Consider the following 17,489-nt stretch of genomic DNA (forward strand, 5'->3'; position numbering starts at 1 on the left):
CATCTTCATCCCCGGCCGCGCCGGTGGTTGCGGGCGATGTCGACGATGGCCGCTAGCAGGGCCAGCGAGATGATCCCGGCCGAGGCCAGCAGTGACCGCTCGAACGCCCTCGACCAGGCGTCCGCGCCGTCGGACAGCGCCGAGAAGAAGACCGCGCCGACCCCCGCGATGCCGGCCGCCGACCCGATGCGCTGGCCGGTCTGGAGCATGCCCGCCCCGCTGCCCGCCTGCGGGACCGGCACCTGCGACAGGGTCAGCGTCTGGTTCGGGGCGATCACCAGGCCGCTGCCGAGCCCGGCGAGCAGGAGCGGAGCCGCGGTCACCCAGGGCACGGGCGCGTGCGGCGCGAGTTCGATGGCGAGCGCCGTCAGGGCGAGACCGGCCACCACGGCCACCAGGCCGACGGCGACCAGTGGCCGACCGTACCGGTTGACGATCCGCCCGCCGACCGCTGCCGCGGCGGCCGAGCCGAGCGCGAACGGAGTGATCGCCAGGCCCGCGACGAGTGCGCTGTAGCCGAGCCCGCTCTGCAGGTACAGCGTGAGAATGAAGAAGATCGCGGTGAACCCACCGAAGTACAGCAACGCGATCAGCGAGCCGAGTGCGTACGACTGGTGGCTGATCAGGCGGACGTCGAACAGTGGCGGGCCGTTGCGCGCGTACCGCCGCTCCCAGAACCCGAAGCCGACCAGCGTGCCCAGGCCGGCGGGCACCAGCAGCCACTTTGCCGCGCCCTGCCACTGTTCGCGCTGCACCAGCGGCAGCAGCACCAGCGTCACCCCGACGCCGAGCAGCAGCACACCGATCGGGTCCTGTCGCCGCCGGACCGGCTGGCCGGCCGGCCGCCCGGGCAGTAGCCGCCAGCCGAGGACCACCGCGACGATTCCGACGGGCACGTTGACGAAGAAGACCCAGCGCCACCCGTGCTCCGCGCCGCCGGCCGCGATCAGCAGGCCGCCGAGCAGCGGACCGATCGCCGTGGAGACGCCGATGGTGGCGCCGAGCAGCCCGAACGGTCGGCCCCGCTCAGGCCCCTGGAACAGCTGTTGGATAAGCCCGGTCACCTGCGGGTTCACCAGACCGGCGGCGGCGCCCTGGACCAGCCGGGCGGCGACCAGCCAGCCGGGGGACTGGGCCAGCCCCGCCAGCCCGCTGGTCAGCGTGAACAGGGCGATGCCCAGGACGAACGCGTTGCGGCGACCCCGGACGTCACCGAAGCGTCCCGCCGGGACCAGGACCAGACCGAAGGCCAGCGCGTATCCGGACAGCACCCACTGCAGGTCGCTCGGGCTGGCCTGCAACGCCCGGTCCAGCGACGGGATGGCGACGTTGACGATGCTGATGTCGAGCAGCGTCATGAACGCCGCGACCAGTCCGACGCCCAGCGCCTGCCAGCGCCGCCGCTCGTCGTACGCCGTGTCGGCGTCGGCGCTCACGCCAACTGTTGCGCGCAGAACCGTGGGCCGAAGTCGAGCCCGGCCATCGGCGAGTCCTCCCGGTGTAGCAGGTTCTTTTCGGTGAGCAGGTGCAGCGGGGTCTGCAACTGTTCCTCGGTCAGGCCGCACTCCTGGGCGATCAGGTCCGGGTAGGGAACCTGCCCGCGCGACTCCAGGGCCGCCACCGCGTCGTAAACCCGAGCCTCGACATCCGACAGCTGCACCTGCCGCATGGTGTCCTCCTCACGTCCTCCCGCCGGTTGCTGGCGGTCCGCGTCGCGCGGTTACCCCGGGCCGCGCCGAAGATGCGCCCCGGCCGGGCGGTGGCGTGCCGTTCCCGTCCGGCGTTCAGTTGACCTACGCTGCACCGGTGACCGTCTGGGATCTCGTGGTGATCGGCGGCGGCCCCGCCGGACTGTCCGCCGCTCACGTCGCCGCCGGTCGTGGCGTACGCACGCTGGTCGTCGAGCGGGCCGCACACCCGCGCTACAAGACCTGCGGCGGCGGGTTGACCGGCACCTCGCTGGCGGCCGTCGCCGGACGGATCGAGGTGCCCGCCCACGACGCGGTCGACCGGATCACCTTCACCCTGGACGGGCGACGCGGTTTCACCCGCCGGCACGGCGCGGGACCACTGGTGAGCATGGTGCGCCGGGACGAGTTCGACGACCGGCTACGGGCCGCGGCGGTGGCCGCCGGAGCCGAGGTCCGCGAGCGGGTCGCGGTCCGCTCGCTGGACCTGACCACCGAGGGCGTACGCCTGCGCCTGGCCGACGGTGACACGCTCCTCGCCCGCACCGTGGTCGGTGCCGACGGCTCCTCCGGGGTCAGCGCTCGGCACGTCGGGGTCCGTTACCGGCAGGTCGATCTGGGGCTGGAACTGGAGCTGCCGGTGCCGCCCCCGCAGCAGGCCCGCTGGCGGCACCGGGCGCTGCTGGACTGGGGGCCGCTGCCCGGCTCGTACGCCTGGGTTTTTCCGAAGGGTGACCGGCTCACCGTCGGGGTGATCGCCGGTCGGGGCCAGGGGGAGCGGACCCGGCAGTACCTTCGCCGTTTCGTCGACCGGCTGGGCCTGGCCGGCCTGCCGCCGGCGCACGACTCGGGGCACCTGACCCGCTGCCGGGCCGACGACTCGCCGCTGCGGCGGGGCCGGGTGCTGGTCGTCGGTGACGCCGCCGGCCTGCTGGAACCCTGGACCAGGGAGGGGATCAGCTACGCCCTGCGCTCCGGCATGTGGGCCGGCGAGGCGGTCGCCGACGACGATCTCGCCGGCTACGAACGGGCGGTGGCCGAGCGGCTGGTGCCGGCCATCCAAGCCGGACATCGACTGCTCGACGTCTTCTCCCGGCGGCCGGAGATCTGCCACGCGCTGCTGGCGATGCCACCGGGCTGGCGGGCGTTCACCCGTTTCTGCCTGGGCCGGGCCGACTTCGACGAGTTGGTCGGGCGCGCGCCGGTCCGGGCCGCGCTGGCACTGGCGGACCACCTGCCGAGCCCGAGACGCCCCAGCGCCGTGCCGCCATCCCGCTGAGCCCTCACCTGCCGGCTCGGTATCCCGCTCGACCGCAGATCCGAGCCAGCCGTCCAGGATCCTAGGATGCCGTAGGGGTGGTGGTGACCCCGACCAAACACAGCGGGGAGTTTTCGTCGACCGCGGCCGGGTAGGGCCTTGCGGGACCGCATCCCCCGATCGCCCGAGGAGACGTCCGTGAGCAAGGACCAGCACACCCGGCAGGACCCGGCCGAGCGGTACGGCCAGCAGTCCGGGCAGCCCGACCAGCAGCAGCGCCCGCCGGGCCGGACCGACGAGATGACGCCGGAACCGGATCACGGCGAGCAGACCTACCGGGGCACCGGCAAGCTGGACGGCAGGAAGGCGGTGATCACCGGCGGCGATTCCGGCATCGGCCGGGCGGTGGCCATCGCGTACGCGCGGGAGGGCGCCGACGTGCTGATCTCCTACCTCGGTGAGGAGGAGGACGCCGACGCCCGGGAGACCGTCCGGCTCGTCGAGGCGGCCGGCCGCACCGGCATCGCGGTCCGGGGCGACATCGCCGACGAGCGCAACTGCCAGGCGTTGATCGGGCAGGCGGTGACCGAACTCGGTGGCATCGACATCCTGGTGAACAACGCGGCGTACCAGATGGCGCAGGACAAGGGCATCGCGGGGATCGGCACCGAGCAGTTCGACCGGGTCTTCAAGACCAACATCTACGCGATGTTCTGGCTGTGCAAGGCCGCCCTGCCCCACCTGGGCGAGGGGGCCACGATCATCAACACCTCGTCGATCCAGGCGTTCGACCCGTCGCCGCAGCTGCTCGACTACGCCACCACCAAGGCGGGAGTCGCGAACTTCACCAAGGCCCTCGCCGCCGACCTGGCCGACCGTGGCATCCGGGTCAACGCGGTCGCGCCGGGACCGATCTGGACGCCGCTGATCCCGGCGACCATGCCGGAGGGAAAGGTCGAGAAGTTCGGCCAGGACACCCCGGTCGGCCGCCCCGGGCAGCCCGCCGAGTTGGCTCCGGCGTACGTCTTCTTCGCCTCGCCGGAGTCGAGCTTCATCACCGGCGAGGTCCTCGGCGTCACCGGAGGACGTTTCACCAAGTGAGGCGCCGAGAGGGGCCCCTCCACGCCTGGGAGGAGGGGACAGCCGGCTCCGGCTGGCGGACGTCCTGTCGAGGAGGGCTCAGCGTGGCCAGGCGGCGAGCTGCCGCCGGACCCGGACGATGTCGGCGGGGCCCAACCCGTAGCGGGTGAACCGGCGGTCCGGTATCCGGTCCAGGTAGCGGCCGGCGGCGCGGACGTCGGAGTCGTCGAGGGCAGGGTCGAGCTGCCGGGCGAGTGCCAGCAGTTCGACCACGGACCGGCCGTCCAGCGCGGCGGCCACGTCGATGTAGTCGCGGACCTCACGGCGGTTGACCAGGGCGGCGGTCTTGTTGGCGATGAGGTCGCGGACGTCCATCACCGGTCCGAGGTCCATCACCACGGGGCTGCGGTGCCGGTCGAGGCGGGCCAGGCTCAGCCGGATCCGCCGGCCGTCGCGGCTGACCACGAAGTCCCGAAGATCCCGGTCGAAACCGTCGAACAGGTCGCCCAGGTCGCTGTCCGGGTCCGCCTCGGCCACCTCGAACCCGGCCGTCCGCAGCGCGGCCCGCACCCCGTCGGCCGCCGCCGCGGCGGCACCCTCCACGTCGGCGAACAGGTCGACGTCCTCGGTGGGGCGGGTGACCAGACCGTGTGCGGCCCAGGCGACCCCGCCGCCGAGCACGAAACGGTGCGGCCCGGCGACGGTCAACGCGACCCGGGCCACCTCGCGGTAGAACTCGTGCGGGTGGGCTTCGGGTCGGGCCTCGCTCACGCCGACCGGAGGCACCGGTGCCGGGTCTCCCACGCCAGCCGGACGCCCCGGGGCAGGTTGAGCAGTCGCCAGACCCGGCGCAGCATCCGGCCGTTGACCAGCCGGCGCAGGTCGTCGGGGTTGCTGGCTTCCCGCAACACGTTCTCGTACAGCCAGAGCAGTTGGTCGGGGTCGGCCAGGTCGAACGCGCGGTCCGGGCACCACATCAGCCGCACCGGCAGCTCCACCACGCCCCGGGTGGGCCCGCCCAGCTCGGCCAGCGTCCGGGCCACCACGGCTGGACGGCCGGGTCGAGCCAGGTGCGCCACACCGGTGGTGGTGGGGGAGACGGCCTGCATGCTGTCAGGGTAACCCCAGCCGGGCCGGTAAGGGCCCCCACGACCTGACCCCGGCGCGCCATTGCTCACCCGGTTCACCCGGTTCATCCGGTTCCGCGCCACCCCGCGCGGGGTGCGCCCTGTGTGAGTGCTGGACGCTTTTCATCAATCGTCGCCAATCGTCGACGGAAGGTGTCCAAGATTCGCGTGGTGGGCGGCCTGGGAGGGACGGGCGGTGATGTCCGATCCGCTTTCGGGCGGCGTCCCGGGATCGGAATGGTCGGGGGGTGGGTGGTGTTGTGGTGGGGTGGCGGGCCGTGGTGGCCGTCCCTGCCTGCGTCTTCGCCTTCGGGTGGGGGGCCGGGTGGGGGAATGGTGTGGGCGGGTCGGTGGTTGTATCGGGTTCCGGCGTTGCGGTAGCAGCCGTTGGCCCCGCCCTGCCGGTCAGCGAGTTCCCCTTCTTGTGAATCTTCTTTCCCCCCTTTTGTTTGGGCGCCTGTCGGTGCTTGCGTGCGCGTGCCTTCTCCCCCTTGGGGTGCGTGTGCGTCGACCCCCGAATGGAGCTTGGTGATGAACACGATCATTCGTAGGAGTGTGCTGGGTGTGGCGGGTGTGGCGTTCGCCGGTGGTGTGTTCGCCGGTCCGGTGGCCGGTCACGCCGATGTCACGGCGGTTCGGGCCGCGCCGGTCGCGGTGGTGCAGGCGGACAAGCCCGACGTGGGTAAGCTGTTGCCGCACGGCATTCCGGGCGGCCAGTCGCGGATCGAGTTGAACGACGAGCAGACGGCGAACGCGAAGGCGATCGTCGCGGCGACGAAGAAGGCCGGGATGGACGAGCGGGCGGCCGTGGTGGCCATCGGTACCGCGTTGCAGGAGTCGAAGTTGGAGAACCTGGGTCATCTGGGTGACCGCAACGATCACGACTCGCAGGGCCTGTTCCAGCAGCGTCCGTCGAGCGGGTGGGGCACGGTGGAGCAGATCACCGATCCCGAGTACGCGACCCTGGCGTTCCTGAAGGGCCTGAAGCAGGTCGACGGCTGGCAGGACATGCCGCTGACCGAGGCCGCGCAGACGGTGCAGGTGTCGGCCTACCCGGACCACTACGCCCAGTGGGAACAGCAGGCCGCCGACCTGGTCGCCGCACACTGGACCAGCTGACCACCACCCGAACCAGCCGACAACCGTCAGCTGACCACCGAAGACATTCCTCCACCGGGGGAGCAGGAAACCGCCGGCCGGCACCTGGAGGTGCCGGCCGGCGGCACGCTGGTCGAAGGCCGGCGCGAGTGGTGTGGCGGCGGTCACGGCAGGGGTAGGAAGACCCGAACCGGGTAAGGTGTTGACTCGGGTGTCGGTGTGATCCAGTGTCCCCGGGCCTCACCTAAATTGCCTTCGCGGAATACCGTCCGGCTGGAGCCGCGTCGCGCCACTCGCCGAGAGGCGACCTGCACACCGACACCCACCGCCGCCCCCGGCCCGCTCTCGGGCCGGGGCGGCGGCGTTGTGCCGAAGGTGGGTCGCCGACCCGGCCCGGCTGCCCTAAGGTCGAGACCGGAGGTGTCGGCGTGGGGCTTCGGGACGTGTTGCTGGGCTGGCCGGTCTACCGGCAGCTGACCGGCGGTGACCCGCTGGGGCGGGGCGCGGCGGTGCGGTCCGGGCGCACGGCCGGCCGCACCGCCCGCACCGAGGTCGCCGACAAGGTGGCCCGTTCCGTCTGCCCTTATTGTGCCGTCGGCTGCGGCCAGCGGGTCTTCGTGACCGACAACCGGGTCACCCAGATCGAGGGCGATCCGGACAGCCCGATCTCCCGTGGCCGGCTCTGCCCGAAGGGTTCGGCCAGCCGGAGCCTGGTCACCAGTCCGCTGCGCCAGACCAAGGTCCGCTACCGGCGGCCGTACGGCACCGAGTGGGAGGACCTCGACCTCGACACGGCGCTCGACATGATCGCCGACCGGGTGCTCGCCGCCCGTGCCGAGACGTGGGAGGACGCCGACGCCGCGGGCCGGCCGCTGAACCGTACGCTGGGCATCTCCAGCCTGGGCGGGGCCACCCTGGACAACGAGGAGAACTACCTCATCAAGAAGCTGTTCACCGCGATGGGGGCGCTCCAGATCGAGAACCAGGCGCGTATTTGACACTCCGCCACCGTCCCCGGTCTGGGGGCCAGCTTCGGTCGCGGTGGCGCGACGGACTTCCAGCAGGACGTGGCCAACGCCGACGTCATCGTCATCCAGGGCTCCAACATGGCAGAGGCCCATCCGGTGGGCTTCCAGTGGGTGATGGAGGCGAAGCGGCGCGGCGCCAAGGTCTTCCACGTCGACCCGCGGTTTACCCGCACCAGTGCGGTGGCCGACGCGTACCTGCCGATCCGGGCGGGCACGGACATCGCGTTGCTCGGCGGGGTGGTGAACCACATCCTCGCCAACGAGCTGGACTTCCGGGAGTACGTGCTGGCGTACACCAACGCCGCGACGATCGTCAGCGACGACTTCGTCGACGCCGAGGAGGCCGACGGTCTCTTCTCCGGTTTCGACCCGGCGACCGGCAGCTACGTGCAGGACAGCTGGCAGTACGCCGGCCATGAGCGGGATTCCGGCAGCGGGCACACGGCCGCCGAGCGGGACACCGCCGCCGGCCTGCACCACGAGTCGCACGGTGCGCCGGTCTCCCGCGAGGTGCGGCGCGACGAGACCCTGCAACACCCGCGCTGCGTGTACCAGATCCTCAAGCGGCACTTCGCCCGCTACACCCCGGAGATGGTGGAGCGGGTCTGCGGACTGCCGCGGGAGAGGTTCCTGGAACTGGCCCGCGCCTGGACGGAGAACTCCGGCCGGGAACGCACCGGATGCCTGATCTACTCGGTGGGCTGGACCCAGCACACCGTCGGTGTGCAGTACATCCGCACCGGGGCGATCATCCAGTTGCTGCTGGGCAACGTGGGCCGGCCGGGCGGTGGGGTGTTGGCGCTGCGCGGGCACGCCAGCATCCAGGGGTCGACGGACATCCCGACCCTGTTCAACCTGCTGCCCGGCTATCTGCCCATGCCGCACCACGCCCGGCACGCCGACTTCGAGTCCTGGGTGGAGAGCATCCGGCACCCGGGTCAGAAGGGCTTCTGGGGCAACGCCCGCGCCTACGCGGCCAGCCTGCTGAAGGCGTACTGGGGGGACGCGGCGACGCCGGACAACGACTTCTGCTACGGCTACCTGCCCCGGCTGACCGGCGATCACGGCACCTACCGGCAGGTCCTCGACATGATCGACGGCAAGATCAAGGGATACTTCCTGCTCGGCCAGAATCCGGCGGTCGGCTCGGCCCACGGCCGGGCGCAGCGGCTGGGCATGGCCAATCTGGACTGGCTGGTCGTCCGCGACCTGTTCATGATCGAGAGCGCGACGTTCTGGCAACGCGGCCCCGAGGTCGCCACCGGCGAGATCGTGCCGGAGCGGTGCGGCACCGAGGTGTTCTTCCTGCCCGCCGCCTCCCACGTGGAGAAGGAGGGCACGTTCACCCAGACCCAGCGGCTGCTGCAATGGCGGGAGAAGGCGGTCGATCCACCCGGCGACGCCCGCTCCGAGCTGTGGTTCTTCTACCACCTGGGGCGCCGGCTGCGGGAGAAGCTGGCCGATTCGCCGCTGCCGCGCGACCGGGCACTGCTGGACCTGACCTGGGACTATCCCACGCACGGTCGGCACGCCGAGCCGGACGCCGAGGCGGTGCTGCGCGAGATCAACGGGTACGACACCTCCACCGGCCGCCCGCTGTCCGCGTTCACGCAGGCCCGTGGCGACGGTACGACGGCGGTTGGCTGCTGGATCTACACCGGCGTGTACGCCGACGGGGTGAACCAGGCGGCCCGGCGTCGGCCCGGGCAGGAGCAGGACTGGGTGGCCGCCGAGTGGGGCTGGGCGTGGCCGGCGAACCGCCGCCTGCTCTACAACCGCGCCTCCGCCGACCCGCAGGGGCGGCCGTGGAGCGAGCGGAAGCGCTACGTGTGGTGGGATGCCGACGCCGGGCGGTGGACCGGCCGTGACGTGCCGGACTTCGAGGTGACGAAACCGCCGTCGTACCGCCCCCCGCCGGGGGTCACCGGCCCGGCGGCGCTGGCCGGTGATGATCCGTTCATCATGCAGGCCGACGGCAAGGGCTGGCTGTACGCCCCGAGTGGCGTGCTGGACGGACCGCTGCCCACCCACTACGAGCCGGTCGAGTCGCCGGTGCGTAACCCGCTCTACGGCCAGCAGGCCAACCCGACCCGCAAGATGTACGCGCACCCGGTGAACTCGACGAACCCGAGCCCGCCGCAGGAGCACGGTCAGGTCTTCCCGTACGTCTTCACGGTCAGCCGGCTCACCGAGCACCACACGGCCGGTGGGATGAGCCGCACGGTCGCACCGCTGGCGGAGCTGCAGCCGGAGATGTTCGTCGAGGTCTCCCCGGAGTTGGCCGCGCTGGCGGGGTTGACCCAGCTGGGGTGGGCGCACCTGGCCACCGCCCGGGCGGTGATCGAGGCCAGGGTGCTGGTCACCGACCGGCTCGCGCCGCTGCGGGTGGACGGCCGGGTGATCCACCAGCTGTGGCTGCCGTACCACTTCGGGTTCGAGGGGTTGGTCACCGGCGACTCGGCCAACGACCTGTTCGGCATCACTCTCGACCCGAACGTGCTGATCCAGGAGAGCAAGATCGGCACCTGTGACGTCCGGCCGGGCCGCCGGCCCACCGGGGCGGCGCTGCGTGACCTGGTGGAGGATTACCGTCGGCGGGCCGGCATCGTGGCGGGTGTCACCCCGCCGGCGGTCACTGACGGTGTGCCGGTCGAGCCGGCCGGGCCCGGCGACGGAAGGGGGCGCGGTGATGGTCGATCAGGGTGACCGGTCCAATCCGGGTGCGACGCCGGCAGGCGTCGCCGCGACCGCAGACGACCCGGCGGCGCGGGCCGGTTGGGTCGACGCGCCGCCGAGGATGGGCTTCTTCACCGACACCAGCGTCTGCATCGGCTGCAAGGCCTGCGAGGTGGCCTGCAAGGAGTGGAACGGGGTGCCCACCTCCGGGCTGGATCTGCTCGGCATGTCGTACGACAACACCGGTGCGCTGACCGCGGACTCCTGGCGGCATGTCGCGTTCGTCGAGCAGCCCGTACCGGCGGGTCAGCACGGCGCCGCCCCGACCTCGGCGGAGTTCCTCGGCATGCCGGCCGCCGGGCCGCCCGGGCGCACCGGCAGCGAGCAGGGGCGCAGCGACTTCCGCTGGCTGATGATGTCCGACGTGTGCAAGCACTGCACCGACGCCGGCTGCCTGGACGTGTGCCCGACCGGGGCGTTGTTCCGCACCGAGTTCGGCACCGTCGTGGTGCAGGAGGACATCTGCAACGGCTGCGGCTACTGCGTGTCGGCCTGCCCGTACGGCGTCATCGACCGGCGGGCCGGCGACGGCCGGGTGTGGAAGTGCACGCTGTGCTATGACCGGATCGGCGTGGGGCTGACCCCGGCCTGCGCGCAGGCCTGCCCGACCGAGTCCATTCAGTACGGGCCGCTGGACGAGCTGCGGGACCGGGCCGCGGCCCGGGTCGCCACGTTGCACGAGCGGGGGCGCCGCAGGCGCGGCTCTACGGCCACGACCCGGCCGACGGCGTCGGGGGCGACGGCGCGTTCTTCCTGCTGCTCGACGAGCCGGAGGTGTACGGGCTGCCACCGGATCCGCAGGTCACCACCCGTGATCTGCCGCGCATGTGGAAGCGCGCGGGGATGGCGGCGCTGGCCATGACGGCCGCGGCGGTGGCCGCGTTCGTCGGCGGCGCACGGTGAACCCGGATCGGCCGGCGGTGGGCGCCCGGTTCACCCGCTTCCGCGACCGCCTGCGGGCCGCCGGGGCGACATCACCGGCCCGACCGGGCGCGGTGGCCGCCGCGACGGCCCGACCCGCCGGGGCGGCGGCACCGACGCGCCGGCGTGGGCGTGGCGGTGAGGAACTGGCCGTGCCTCAGGCGGAATTCTCGTCCTACTACGGCCGGCCGATCCTGAAGGCACCGGTGTGGACGTGGGAGATCGCCGCGTACCTGTTCACCGGCGGGCTGGCCGCCGGCTCGTCGCTGCTCGCGGCGGGTGGGCAGGTCACCGGGCGGCCCGAGATACGCCGCGCGGGCCGGGTCGCCGCGCTGGCCGCGGTCACCGCCAGCGCCGCCCTGCTGGTCAAGGACCTGGGCCGGCCGGAGCGGTTCCACCACATGCTGCGGGTGGCGAAACCGACCTCACCGATGTCGGTGGGCACCTGGATCCTCAGCGCGTACGGCCCGGCCGCCGGGCTCGCCGCCGCCGCCGAGGTGGCACCGCTGCTGCCCGAGAGGGGTCCGCTCGGCCTGGTCCGCCGGGTGTTGCCGCCGGTGGGCGGGGCCGCCGGGCTCGTCGCCGCGGCGACCGCACCCGCCCTGGGTACGTACACGGCGGTGCTGCTGGCCGACACGGCCGTGCCGTCGTGGCACGAGGCGTACCCTCACCTGCCGCTCGTCTTCGCCGGCAGCGCCCTGGCCAGCGGCGCGGCCGTGGGGCTGCTTGCCGTGCCGTCGGCGCAGGCCGGCCCGGCCCGGCGGTTGGCGGTGGCCGGTGCCGGCCTGGAGCTGCTCGGTGCGCATCGGCTGGAGACGCGCCTCGGCCTGGTCGGCGAGCCGTACCGGACGGGTCGGCCGGGCCGGCTGTTGCGCGCCGGGCGGGCTCTGACCGCCGCCGGGGTGGCCGGCGCGGTGCTGGGCGCGCGCAGCCGGACCGTCTCGGCGCTTTCCGGCGTCGCGCTGCTGGCCGCCTCGGTGGTGACCCGGTTCGGGGTGTTCCACGCCGGTGTCGCCTCGACCCGGGATCCGAAGTACACGGTGCTGCCGCAGCGGGAACGCCGCGACCGGCGCGGCGACGCCGAGCCGGACCGGTAGGCACGATCCGATCCGGTCGCACACCCGCCGCCGAGCTGTGGTCCAATGCTCGGTGGAGGCGTTCAGGCGGCTGGTGCCCCTCCCGGTCTTCAAAACCGGTGTGGTCCGGGATCCGGGCCAGGCGGGTTCGATTCCCGTCCGTCTCCGCCAGGCTGCGAGGTGATGACGCGATGGGCGACGGCGCCGACCCGCGGCGTCGGGTGCCGCGCACCGATGTGCTGCTGGCCGACGCGCTGTTGACCTCGGCCGCCGCCACCGTCGGACGTGACCGGGTCAGGGTCGCCGTGCGGCAGGCCCAGGACCGCGCCCGGCGTGGTGAGATCACTCCCGACGAGGTGCGCGACGCCGCGCTGGCCGGCTTGCCGGCGGCCACCCCGCGGGCCGTGCTCAACGCCACCGGGGTGGTGCTGCACACCAACCTCGGCCGGGCCGCCCTCTCCGACGCCGCGCTGGCCGCGGTGGGCGCCGCCGCCGGGCACACCGACGTCGAACTGGACCTGGCCACCGGCCGGCGGGCCCGCCGCGGCCGGGACGCCCTGGCCGCCCTCGCCGCGGCCGTGCCGGCTGCCGAGGCGGTGCACGTGGTGAACAACGGTGCCGCCGCCCTGGTCCTCGCGGCGGCCGCGCTCGCCGCCGACGCGGAGATCGTGGTCAGTCGGGGAGAGCTGGTGGAGATCGGCGACGGTTTCCGGCTGCCCGACCTGTTGACCAGCACGGGCGCTCGGCTGCGGGAGGTGGGCACCACCAACCGGAGCACCGTCGCCGACTACGCCGCCGCCGTCGGCCCCCGCACCGCTTTCGTGCTCAAGGTGCACCCGTCCAATTTCCGGGTCAGCGGCTTCACCTCGGCCGTGCCGGTGCGGCGGCTGGCCGGCCTCGGCGTGCCGGTGGTCGCCGACATCGGGTCCGGGCTGCTCGCCCCGGACCCGTTGCTGCCCGACGAGCCGGACGCCGCGACCACGCTGCGCGCCGGGGCGGCCCTGGTCACCGCCAGTGGTGACAAGCTGCTCGGCGGGCCGCAGGCCGGGTTGCTGCTGGGCACCGCCGACCTGGTCGAGCGGCTGCGCCGGCACCCCTGGCCCGGGCGGTGCGGGTGGACAAGCTGACCCTGGCCGGGCTGGCCGCCACCCTGGCCGATCCGGTCACGCCCACCCGCCGTGCGCTGCACGCCGACGCGGTGGCGCTGCGTGAGCGGACCGAGCGGCTGCGTGACGCGCTCGCCGCCGACGGCCGCAAGGTCGAGGTGGTGCCGTCGGTCGCCGTGGTCGGCGGTGGCGGTGCCCCCGGCGTCGAGCTGGCCTCGTGGGCGTTGAGCCTGCCCGAGCGGTACGCCGGACCGTTGCGCACCGGGCACCCGCCGGTGCTGGGCAGGGTGGTCCGGGGCCGGCTGCTGCTGGATCTGCGCTGCGTGCCCGAACACGCCGATGTCCGGGTCCGCGCCGCGGTGCTGGCCGTGCCGGGCGGCGACTGAGCATGCTGGTGGTGGCCACCGCCGGGCATGTGGACCACGGCAAGTCGACGCTGGTGCGGGCGCTGACCGGGATGGAACCGGACAGGTGGGCGGAGGAACGCCGCCGTGGCATGACCATCGACCTGGGATTCGCCTGGACGGCGCTGCCGTCCGGCGGCACCGTCGCGTTCGTCGACGTGCCGGGGCACGAACGCTTCGTGCCGAACATGCTCGCCGGGGTCGGGCCGGTGCCCGCCGCCGTGGTGGTGGTGGCTGCCGACGAGGGCTGGATGCCGCAGTCCGCCGAGCACCTGGCCGCGCTGGACGCGCTCGGGGTCGCGTACGGCCTGCTGGTGGTGACCCGCGCGGACCTGGCCGAACCGGGGCCGGCGCTGGCGCGGGCCGGTGCGGAGGTGGCGGCGACCTCGCTGGGTGCGGTGGAGGCGGTGGCGGTCAGCGCGGTCACCGGCAGCGGCCTGCCCGAACTGCGCGACGCCCTGGACCGCCTCGCCGCCCGGCTGCCGACCCCGGCGGGCGATGCGCCGGTCCGGCTCTGGGTCGACCGCTGCTTCACGGTGCGCGGCAGCGGCACCGTGGTCACCGGCACCCTGGGAGCGGGCCGGCTGCGCGTCGGCGACGAGCTGGAGTTGGCCGGCACCGGCGAGCCGGTCCGGGTGCGGGGCCTGCACCGTCTCGGTGCGCCCTGCGGCGAGGCCGGCCCGGTGGCCCGGGTGGCGGTCAACCTGCGCGGCGTGTCCCGGGACCGGGTCGCCCGCGGTGCCGCCCTGCTCACCCCGGGCCGGTTCCGGCTGACCGACCTGGTCGACGTGCGCCTGTCCGGCGACCCGGTGGCCGACCTGCCGGCGACACTCACCCTGCACGTCGGCTCCGCCGCGGTGGCGGTGCGGGTGCGTCCGCTGGGTCGGGACACGGCCCGGCTGCGGCTGGGCCGTCCGCTGCCGCTGCTGGTGGGGACCGGGCGTTGCTGCGCGACCCCGGTCGCCACCGGGTCGCCGGTGGCGTCACCGTGCTGGACGTGCTGCCGCCGCCGCTGCGGCGGCGGGTGCCGCCGCGACCCGGGCGGCGGTGCTGGCCGGCCTGGACGGGTGCCCCGACCTGGCCGGCGAGCTGCGCCGCCGGGGCCTGATCCGGGCCGCTGACCTGGTGCGTTCGGGCGTGCCGGTGACCGTCGGGCCGGTGGCGGGGGACTGGCTGGCCGATCCCGAGCACTGGCGGCGGCTGGGCGACCGGCTCGCCGTCGCCGTCGCCCGCTACGCCCGGGAGCACCCGCTGGAGCCGGGCGCCCCGGTCGAGGTGCTGCGCCAGCAGCTCGACCTGCCCGACCGGGCGCTGGTCGAGGCCCTGGTGCGGCTGCCGCTGCGGCTGCGGGCCGGCCGGGTCGCGCTCCCGGGCGCGGACCCGTTGCCCGAGCCGGTGGCCCGCGCGCTCGCCCTGGTCGGCGCCGACTTCGCGGTCCACCCGTTCCGCGCACCCGACGCCGACCGGCTCGCCGCCGTGGGCCTCGGCGACCGGGAGATCGGCGCCGCCGTGCGCGCCGGTGCGTTGCTGCGGCTGGCCGGCAACGTGCTGTTGCCGCCCGGCGCACCCCGGCAGGCCGTCCGGGTGCTGGCCGGGCTGCCCCAACCCTTCACGCTCAGCGCCGCCCGGCAGGCCCTGGACACCACCCGTCGGGTGGCGGTGCCGTTACTGGAACTGCTGGACCGGCAGGGGATGACCCGCCGGCTGCCCGACGACGCGCGGGTGGTGGTCGCGGGTTGACCGCAACGCCGGCCAGCAGCGGGGCGGTCCGCCTACGGTGACGCCATGGACCCATCCGCGGTCTGGCGGGACCGGCAGCACCGGTGGCGGATCGAGGCGTACCGCGCGCCGGACCTGCGGTTCGCCATCTTCGCCACCAACGGCACCACCGAGTCGGCGCCGCTGTGGCTGTTCGGCATGTCGGCGCTGGCCCGCTGGCTGATGAGCCACAAGATCTCGCTCGACGACCTGGAGGCCGACTGAAAGGGTCGCCCGGTCGGGGGACAACCGCGGATCGATGCGACGTGGTGGCCGGGCCGACCGTACGGTGCGAGCTGTGAAGGACCGAGGCATCCGGAAATTCGTCGCGGTGCTGGCCGGCCTCGCCGTGATCTACTTCGGCACCACCGGCCGCGCGCCGGAGGAAGGTGGCGGGCTCTCCGGCGGGCTGGTGGTGCTGGCGTTGCTCGCCGCCCTGCTGGTGTGGCACCTGACCAAGCCGGGCGGCGACGCGGCGAAATGAGCCGGCTGGCGACTGACGCCGGCGGGCGTCGTCGCCCGCTCAGCGGGCGGCCACGCTGCGGCTGATCTGCCCCGCCGACTCCTCGCCGAGGGCCACCCGGACCAGCGCCGAGGCCAGCCGGCCGAAGTCGACCTCGTCGACCAGCCGGGCCAACCGGTCGGTGGCGGCGGGTAGCCCCAGCCGCTTCGCCCCGGCGACGGCGCGACGGTCGGCGTACGGGCGCAGCTCCGGCCAGACCGTCTGCACCTCGCGCAGGAAGATGTCCGCCCCGGTGGGGCCGACGCCGGGGAAGTTGGTGAGCAGCCGCCGCAGCCCGGCCGGGTCGCCGGCCGCCTCCCGGTGCAGCCGGCGCAGGTCGCCGTGCCAGCGCTCCAGGCACAGCCGGGCGCCGGTGCCGAGCATCGTCGCGGTCCGCTCGTCGTAGCGGCGGTAGTGGCCGCGCCCCAGCGCGTCGACCCGCTCCTGCCAACTCGCCGCCTCCATCGCCCGCGGGGTCCGGTAGCCGGCCGCGAAGAGTTCCCGGGCCGCCGCCACCGCAACCTGCGCCCTGATCCGGGTGCTGAGCAGGGTGACGAGCACCAGCAGTTGGTACAGCGGTGCCGGCCGGTCGGCGAGCGTGATGCCCGCCTCCTCTGCGTACGTCCGGCGGGTCAGCAGGACCCGCGCCACAGCCTGTTGGTCGCCCATCGTCGGGGGATACCCCCCTCGGGCCCGGCTAGACCCGGCACCCCGCCGTCACCGAATGCCGCCGGCGGCGGCGGGTAAGCCGCGGGTGGACGCGGCAGCCCGCCGCACCGGCGAAGGGAGACGACCGTGACGAACCCGCAGCAACAGGAGCTTCGGCGCGACGCGCAGGGCGGGACCAGCCAGGACAGCAAGGGCCCCGGCCCGACGGGTCATCCCCGCAACCGCGGTTCGTCGACCGGGGACACCGGTCGACCGGTGCCGCGTGGGCAGGTGTCGCCGTACGGCCCGACGGACCAGCCGGTGGCCGAGGACGACAGCGACCGGGCCGCTTAGGGTCTCGACGGCCGCAGCCGGTTCCAGGTGGCTGCGGCCGTCAAGCCGTAGGCGAGGTGCGGGACGAGATCCGAGATCCAGTCGACGCGCCGCCAGGTACGCGGGTCGGTGACGCCGAGCAGCGTCAGCGACCCGTCGGTCAGCGTCATCACGCCCCCGCCGAGCAGTGCGGTGGCCCGCAGTACCGGCTGCCGCCGGCCGCGGGCCACCATCGCGAAGCCGACCGCCGCGGCCATGCCGAGGCCGTAACCCATCAGCGCGCCCAGGCCGGAACGACGGTTGGTCGCCTGCTCCTCCGACCCCAGGTCGACGTGCGCGGCGCCGGCCAGCTTCCCGACGCTCTCCTCGGGGGTCTGGCTGGCCGGCCGCGCCCGGGCCGTCATGTCCAGATAGGTCACGATGTTGAGGGCCGTGGTGCCCACCGCCCCGGCGATGAGGCCGTCGGCCAGGTCGGCGGCTTTCACTTCTTCGGGTCGCCCGGTTCGCGGTTGCCCTTGGGACCGTAGGTGCGTTCGCCCCGCGCTACGCCGCGCTGGCCGCGATCCTCCTGCAGGATCCGGTTGGCGGTCTCGTCGGCCTTCTGGTCCGGTGCGTGCCGGCCGGAGCCGTCGATCGCGTTGCGGAGGCGGGCGCGCTGCTTGTCGTAGGCGTTGCTGCCGGGCCGAGGTCCTGGCATCGCTGTCTCCTCTGGTCGTCGCCGGTGGC

General features: G+C 73.9%; 15 protein-coding genes, 1 tRNA gene and 3 pseudogenes. 12 read left to right on the plus strand and 7 right to left on the minus strand.

Going from position 1 to position 17,489, the window contains the following annotated elements:
- Nucleotides 1–5 precede the first annotated feature (5 nt).
- On the minus strand, nt 6–1,436 hold the full coding sequence (locus KIF24_RS13835) for an MFS transporter (RefSeq protein ID WP_331461121.1): 1,431 nt from the start codon (nt 1,434–1,436) through the stop codon (nt 6–8).
- On the minus strand, nt 1,433–1,669 hold the full coding sequence (locus KIF24_RS13840) for a hypothetical protein (RefSeq protein WP_221084389.1): 237 nt from the start codon (nt 1,667–1,669) through the stop codon (nt 1,433–1,435). The genes KIF24_RS13835 and KIF24_RS13840 overlap by 4 nt, the downstream gene beginning before the upstream one ends.
- Nucleotides 1,670–1,806: 137 nt before the next feature.
- On the opposite strand from KIF24_RS13840, the gene KIF24_RS13845 reads away from it, so the two are divergent.
- Together KIF24_RS13845 and KIF24_RS13850 are read left to right on the plus strand one after the other, a co-directional pair.
- Nucleotides 1,807–2,967 carry a geranylgeranyl reductase family protein gene (locus tag KIF24_RS13845; RefSeq protein ID WP_221084390.1) on the plus strand — a complete coding sequence of 387 codons (1,161 nt, stop codon included), beginning with the start codon at nt 1,807–1,809 and terminating at the stop codon, nt 2,965–2,967.
- Between the two features lie 177 nt (nt 2,968–3,144).
- Nucleotides 3,145–4,047, plus strand: a complete 903-nt coding sequence (locus KIF24_RS13850) for an SDR family oxidoreductase (RefSeq protein ID WP_221084391.1) — start codon at nt 3,145–3,147, stop codon at nt 4,045–4,047.
- Between the two features lie 78 nt (nt 4,048–4,125).
- Here the strand turns inward: KIF24_RS13850 and KIF24_RS13855 are convergent, their stop codons facing one another.
- Both KIF24_RS13855 and KIF24_RS13860 read right to left on the minus strand, forming a co-directional pair.
- A complete protein-coding gene (locus KIF24_RS13855; protein WP_331461122.1) occupies nt 4,126–4,797 on the minus strand; it encodes a nucleotidyl transferase AbiEii/AbiGii toxin family protein in 672 nt (223 codons plus the stop codon).
- Nucleotides 4,794–5,135, minus strand: a complete 342-nt coding sequence (locus tag KIF24_RS13860) for a hypothetical protein (RefSeq protein WP_221084393.1) — start codon at nt 5,133–5,135, stop codon at nt 4,794–4,796. The genes KIF24_RS13855 and KIF24_RS13860 overlap by 4 nt, the downstream gene beginning before the upstream one ends.
- Nucleotides 5,136–5,684: 549 nt before the next feature.
- Here KIF24_RS13860 and KIF24_RS13865 point away from each other — a divergent pair.
- The 9 genes and pseudogenes from KIF24_RS13865 to KIF24_RS13910 all read left to right on the plus strand — a co-directional run bounded on the left by KIF24_RS13865 (nt 5,685) and on the right by KIF24_RS13910 (nt 15,764).
- Entirely contained in the window at nt 5,685–6,272 is a 588-nt protein-coding gene (locus tag KIF24_RS13865; protein WP_221084394.1) for a hypothetical protein, read from the plus strand.
- A gap of 407 nt (nt 6,273–6,679) precedes the next feature.
- A complete protein-coding gene (gene fdh, locus KIF24_RS13875) occupies nt 6,680–9,985 on the plus strand; it encodes a formate dehydrogenase (protein ID WP_331461123.1) in 3,306 nt (1,101 codons plus the stop codon).
- Nucleotides 9,969–10,918: pseudogene (locus KIF24_RS33950) on the plus strand (4Fe-4S dicluster domain-containing protein). Before fdh ends, KIF24_RS33950 begins: the two are co-directional and overlap by 17 nt.
- Complete coding sequence (gene nrfD, locus KIF24_RS13885; protein WP_221084397.1) at nt 10,915–12,033, plus strand: NrfD/PsrC family molybdoenzyme membrane anchor subunit; 1,119 nt, start codon at nt 10,915–10,917, stop codon at nt 12,031–12,033. The pseudogene KIF24_RS33950 and the gene nrfD overlap by 4 nt, the downstream one beginning before the upstream one ends.
- A 54-nt stretch (nt 12,034–12,087) precedes the next feature.
- Nucleotides 12,088–12,183, plus strand: a tRNA-Sec gene (locus tag KIF24_RS13890).
- 20 nt (nt 12,184–12,203) lie between these two features.
- Nucleotides 12,204–13,504, plus strand: a pseudogene (selA, locus tag KIF24_RS13895) (L-seryl-tRNA(Sec) selenium transferase).
- Nucleotides 13,505–13,506: 2 nt separating this feature from the next.
- A pseudogene (selB, locus tag KIF24_RS13900) lies at nt 13,507–15,262 on the plus strand (selenocysteine-specific translation elongation factor).
- A 45-nt stretch (nt 15,263–15,307) separates the two neighbouring features.
- Nucleotides 15,308–15,505: a hypothetical protein gene (locus KIF24_RS13905; protein WP_221084398.1), complete on the plus strand. Its 198-nt coding sequence runs from the start codon at nt 15,308–15,310 to the stop codon at nt 15,503–15,505.
- A gap of 73 nt (nt 15,506–15,578) precedes the next feature.
- Entirely contained in the window at nt 15,579–15,764 is a 186-nt protein-coding gene (locus tag KIF24_RS13910) for a hypothetical protein (RefSeq protein ID WP_221087670.1), read from the plus strand.
- 39 nt (nt 15,765–15,803) lie between these two features.
- On the opposite strand, the gene KIF24_RS13915 is transcribed toward KIF24_RS13910, so the two are convergent.
- Nucleotides 15,804–16,451, minus strand: coding sequence for a hypothetical protein (locus tag KIF24_RS13915; RefSeq protein ID WP_221084399.1), 648 nt, complete (start codon nt 16,449–16,451; stop codon nt 15,804–15,806).
- Nucleotides 16,452–16,577: 126 nt separating this feature from the next.
- Here KIF24_RS13915 and KIF24_RS13920 point away from each other — a divergent pair, with 126 nt between their 5' ends.
- Nucleotides 16,578–16,784, plus strand: a complete 207-nt coding sequence (locus KIF24_RS13920; RefSeq protein WP_221084400.1) for a hypothetical protein — start codon at nt 16,578–16,580, stop codon at nt 16,782–16,784.
- On the opposite strand, the gene KIF24_RS13925 is transcribed toward KIF24_RS13920, so the two are convergent.
- Both KIF24_RS13925 and KIF24_RS13930 read right to left on the minus strand, forming a co-directional pair.
- Nucleotides 16,781–17,248 carry a hypothetical protein gene (locus KIF24_RS13925; RefSeq protein WP_221084401.1) on the minus strand — a complete coding sequence of 156 codons (468 nt, stop codon included), beginning with the start codon at nt 17,246–17,248 and terminating at the stop codon, nt 16,781–16,783. The genes KIF24_RS13920 and KIF24_RS13925 overlap by 4 nt on opposite strands.
- Nucleotides 17,245–17,460 carry a phosphatidylethanolamine-binding protein gene (locus KIF24_RS13930; protein WP_221084402.1) on the minus strand — a complete coding sequence of 72 codons (216 nt, stop codon included), beginning with the start codon at nt 17,458–17,460 and terminating at the stop codon, nt 17,245–17,247. The genes KIF24_RS13925 and KIF24_RS13930 overlap by 4 nt, the downstream gene beginning before the upstream one ends.
- Nucleotides 17,461–17,489: the final 29 nt, after the last annotated feature.

It is taken from the genome of Micromonospora tarapacensis, assembly GCF_019697375.1.
Classification (GTDB): Bacteria; Actinomycetota; Actinomycetes; order Mycobacteriales; family Micromonosporaceae; genus Micromonospora; species Micromonospora tarapacensis.

Bases quoted from the DNA above. Each gene is read 5' to 3' on its own strand.
- KIF24_RS13865 (WP_221084394.1), top strand. From the start codon at position 5,685: ATGAACACGATCATTCGTAGGAGTGTGCTGGGTGTGGCGGGTGTGGCG.
- KIF24_RS13930 (WP_221084402.1), bottom strand. From the start codon at position 17,460: ATGCCAGGACCTCGGCCCGGCAGCAACGCCTACGACAAGCAGCGCGCC.
- KIF24_RS13905 (WP_221084398.1), top strand. From the start codon at position 15,308: ATGGACCCATCCGCGGTCTGGCGGGACCGGCAGCACCGGTGGCGGATC.
- KIF24_RS13915 (WP_221084399.1), bottom strand. From the start codon at position 16,451: ATGGGCGACCAACAGGCTGTGGCGCGGGTCCTGCTGACCCGCCGGACG.
- KIF24_RS13840 (WP_221084389.1), bottom strand. From the start codon at position 1,669: ATGCGGCAGGTGCAGCTGTCGGATGTCGAGGCTCGGGTTTACGACGCG.
- KIF24_RS13860 (WP_221084393.1), bottom strand. From the start codon at position 5,135: ATGCAGGCCGTCTCCCCCACCACCACCGGTGTGGCGCACCTGGCTCGA.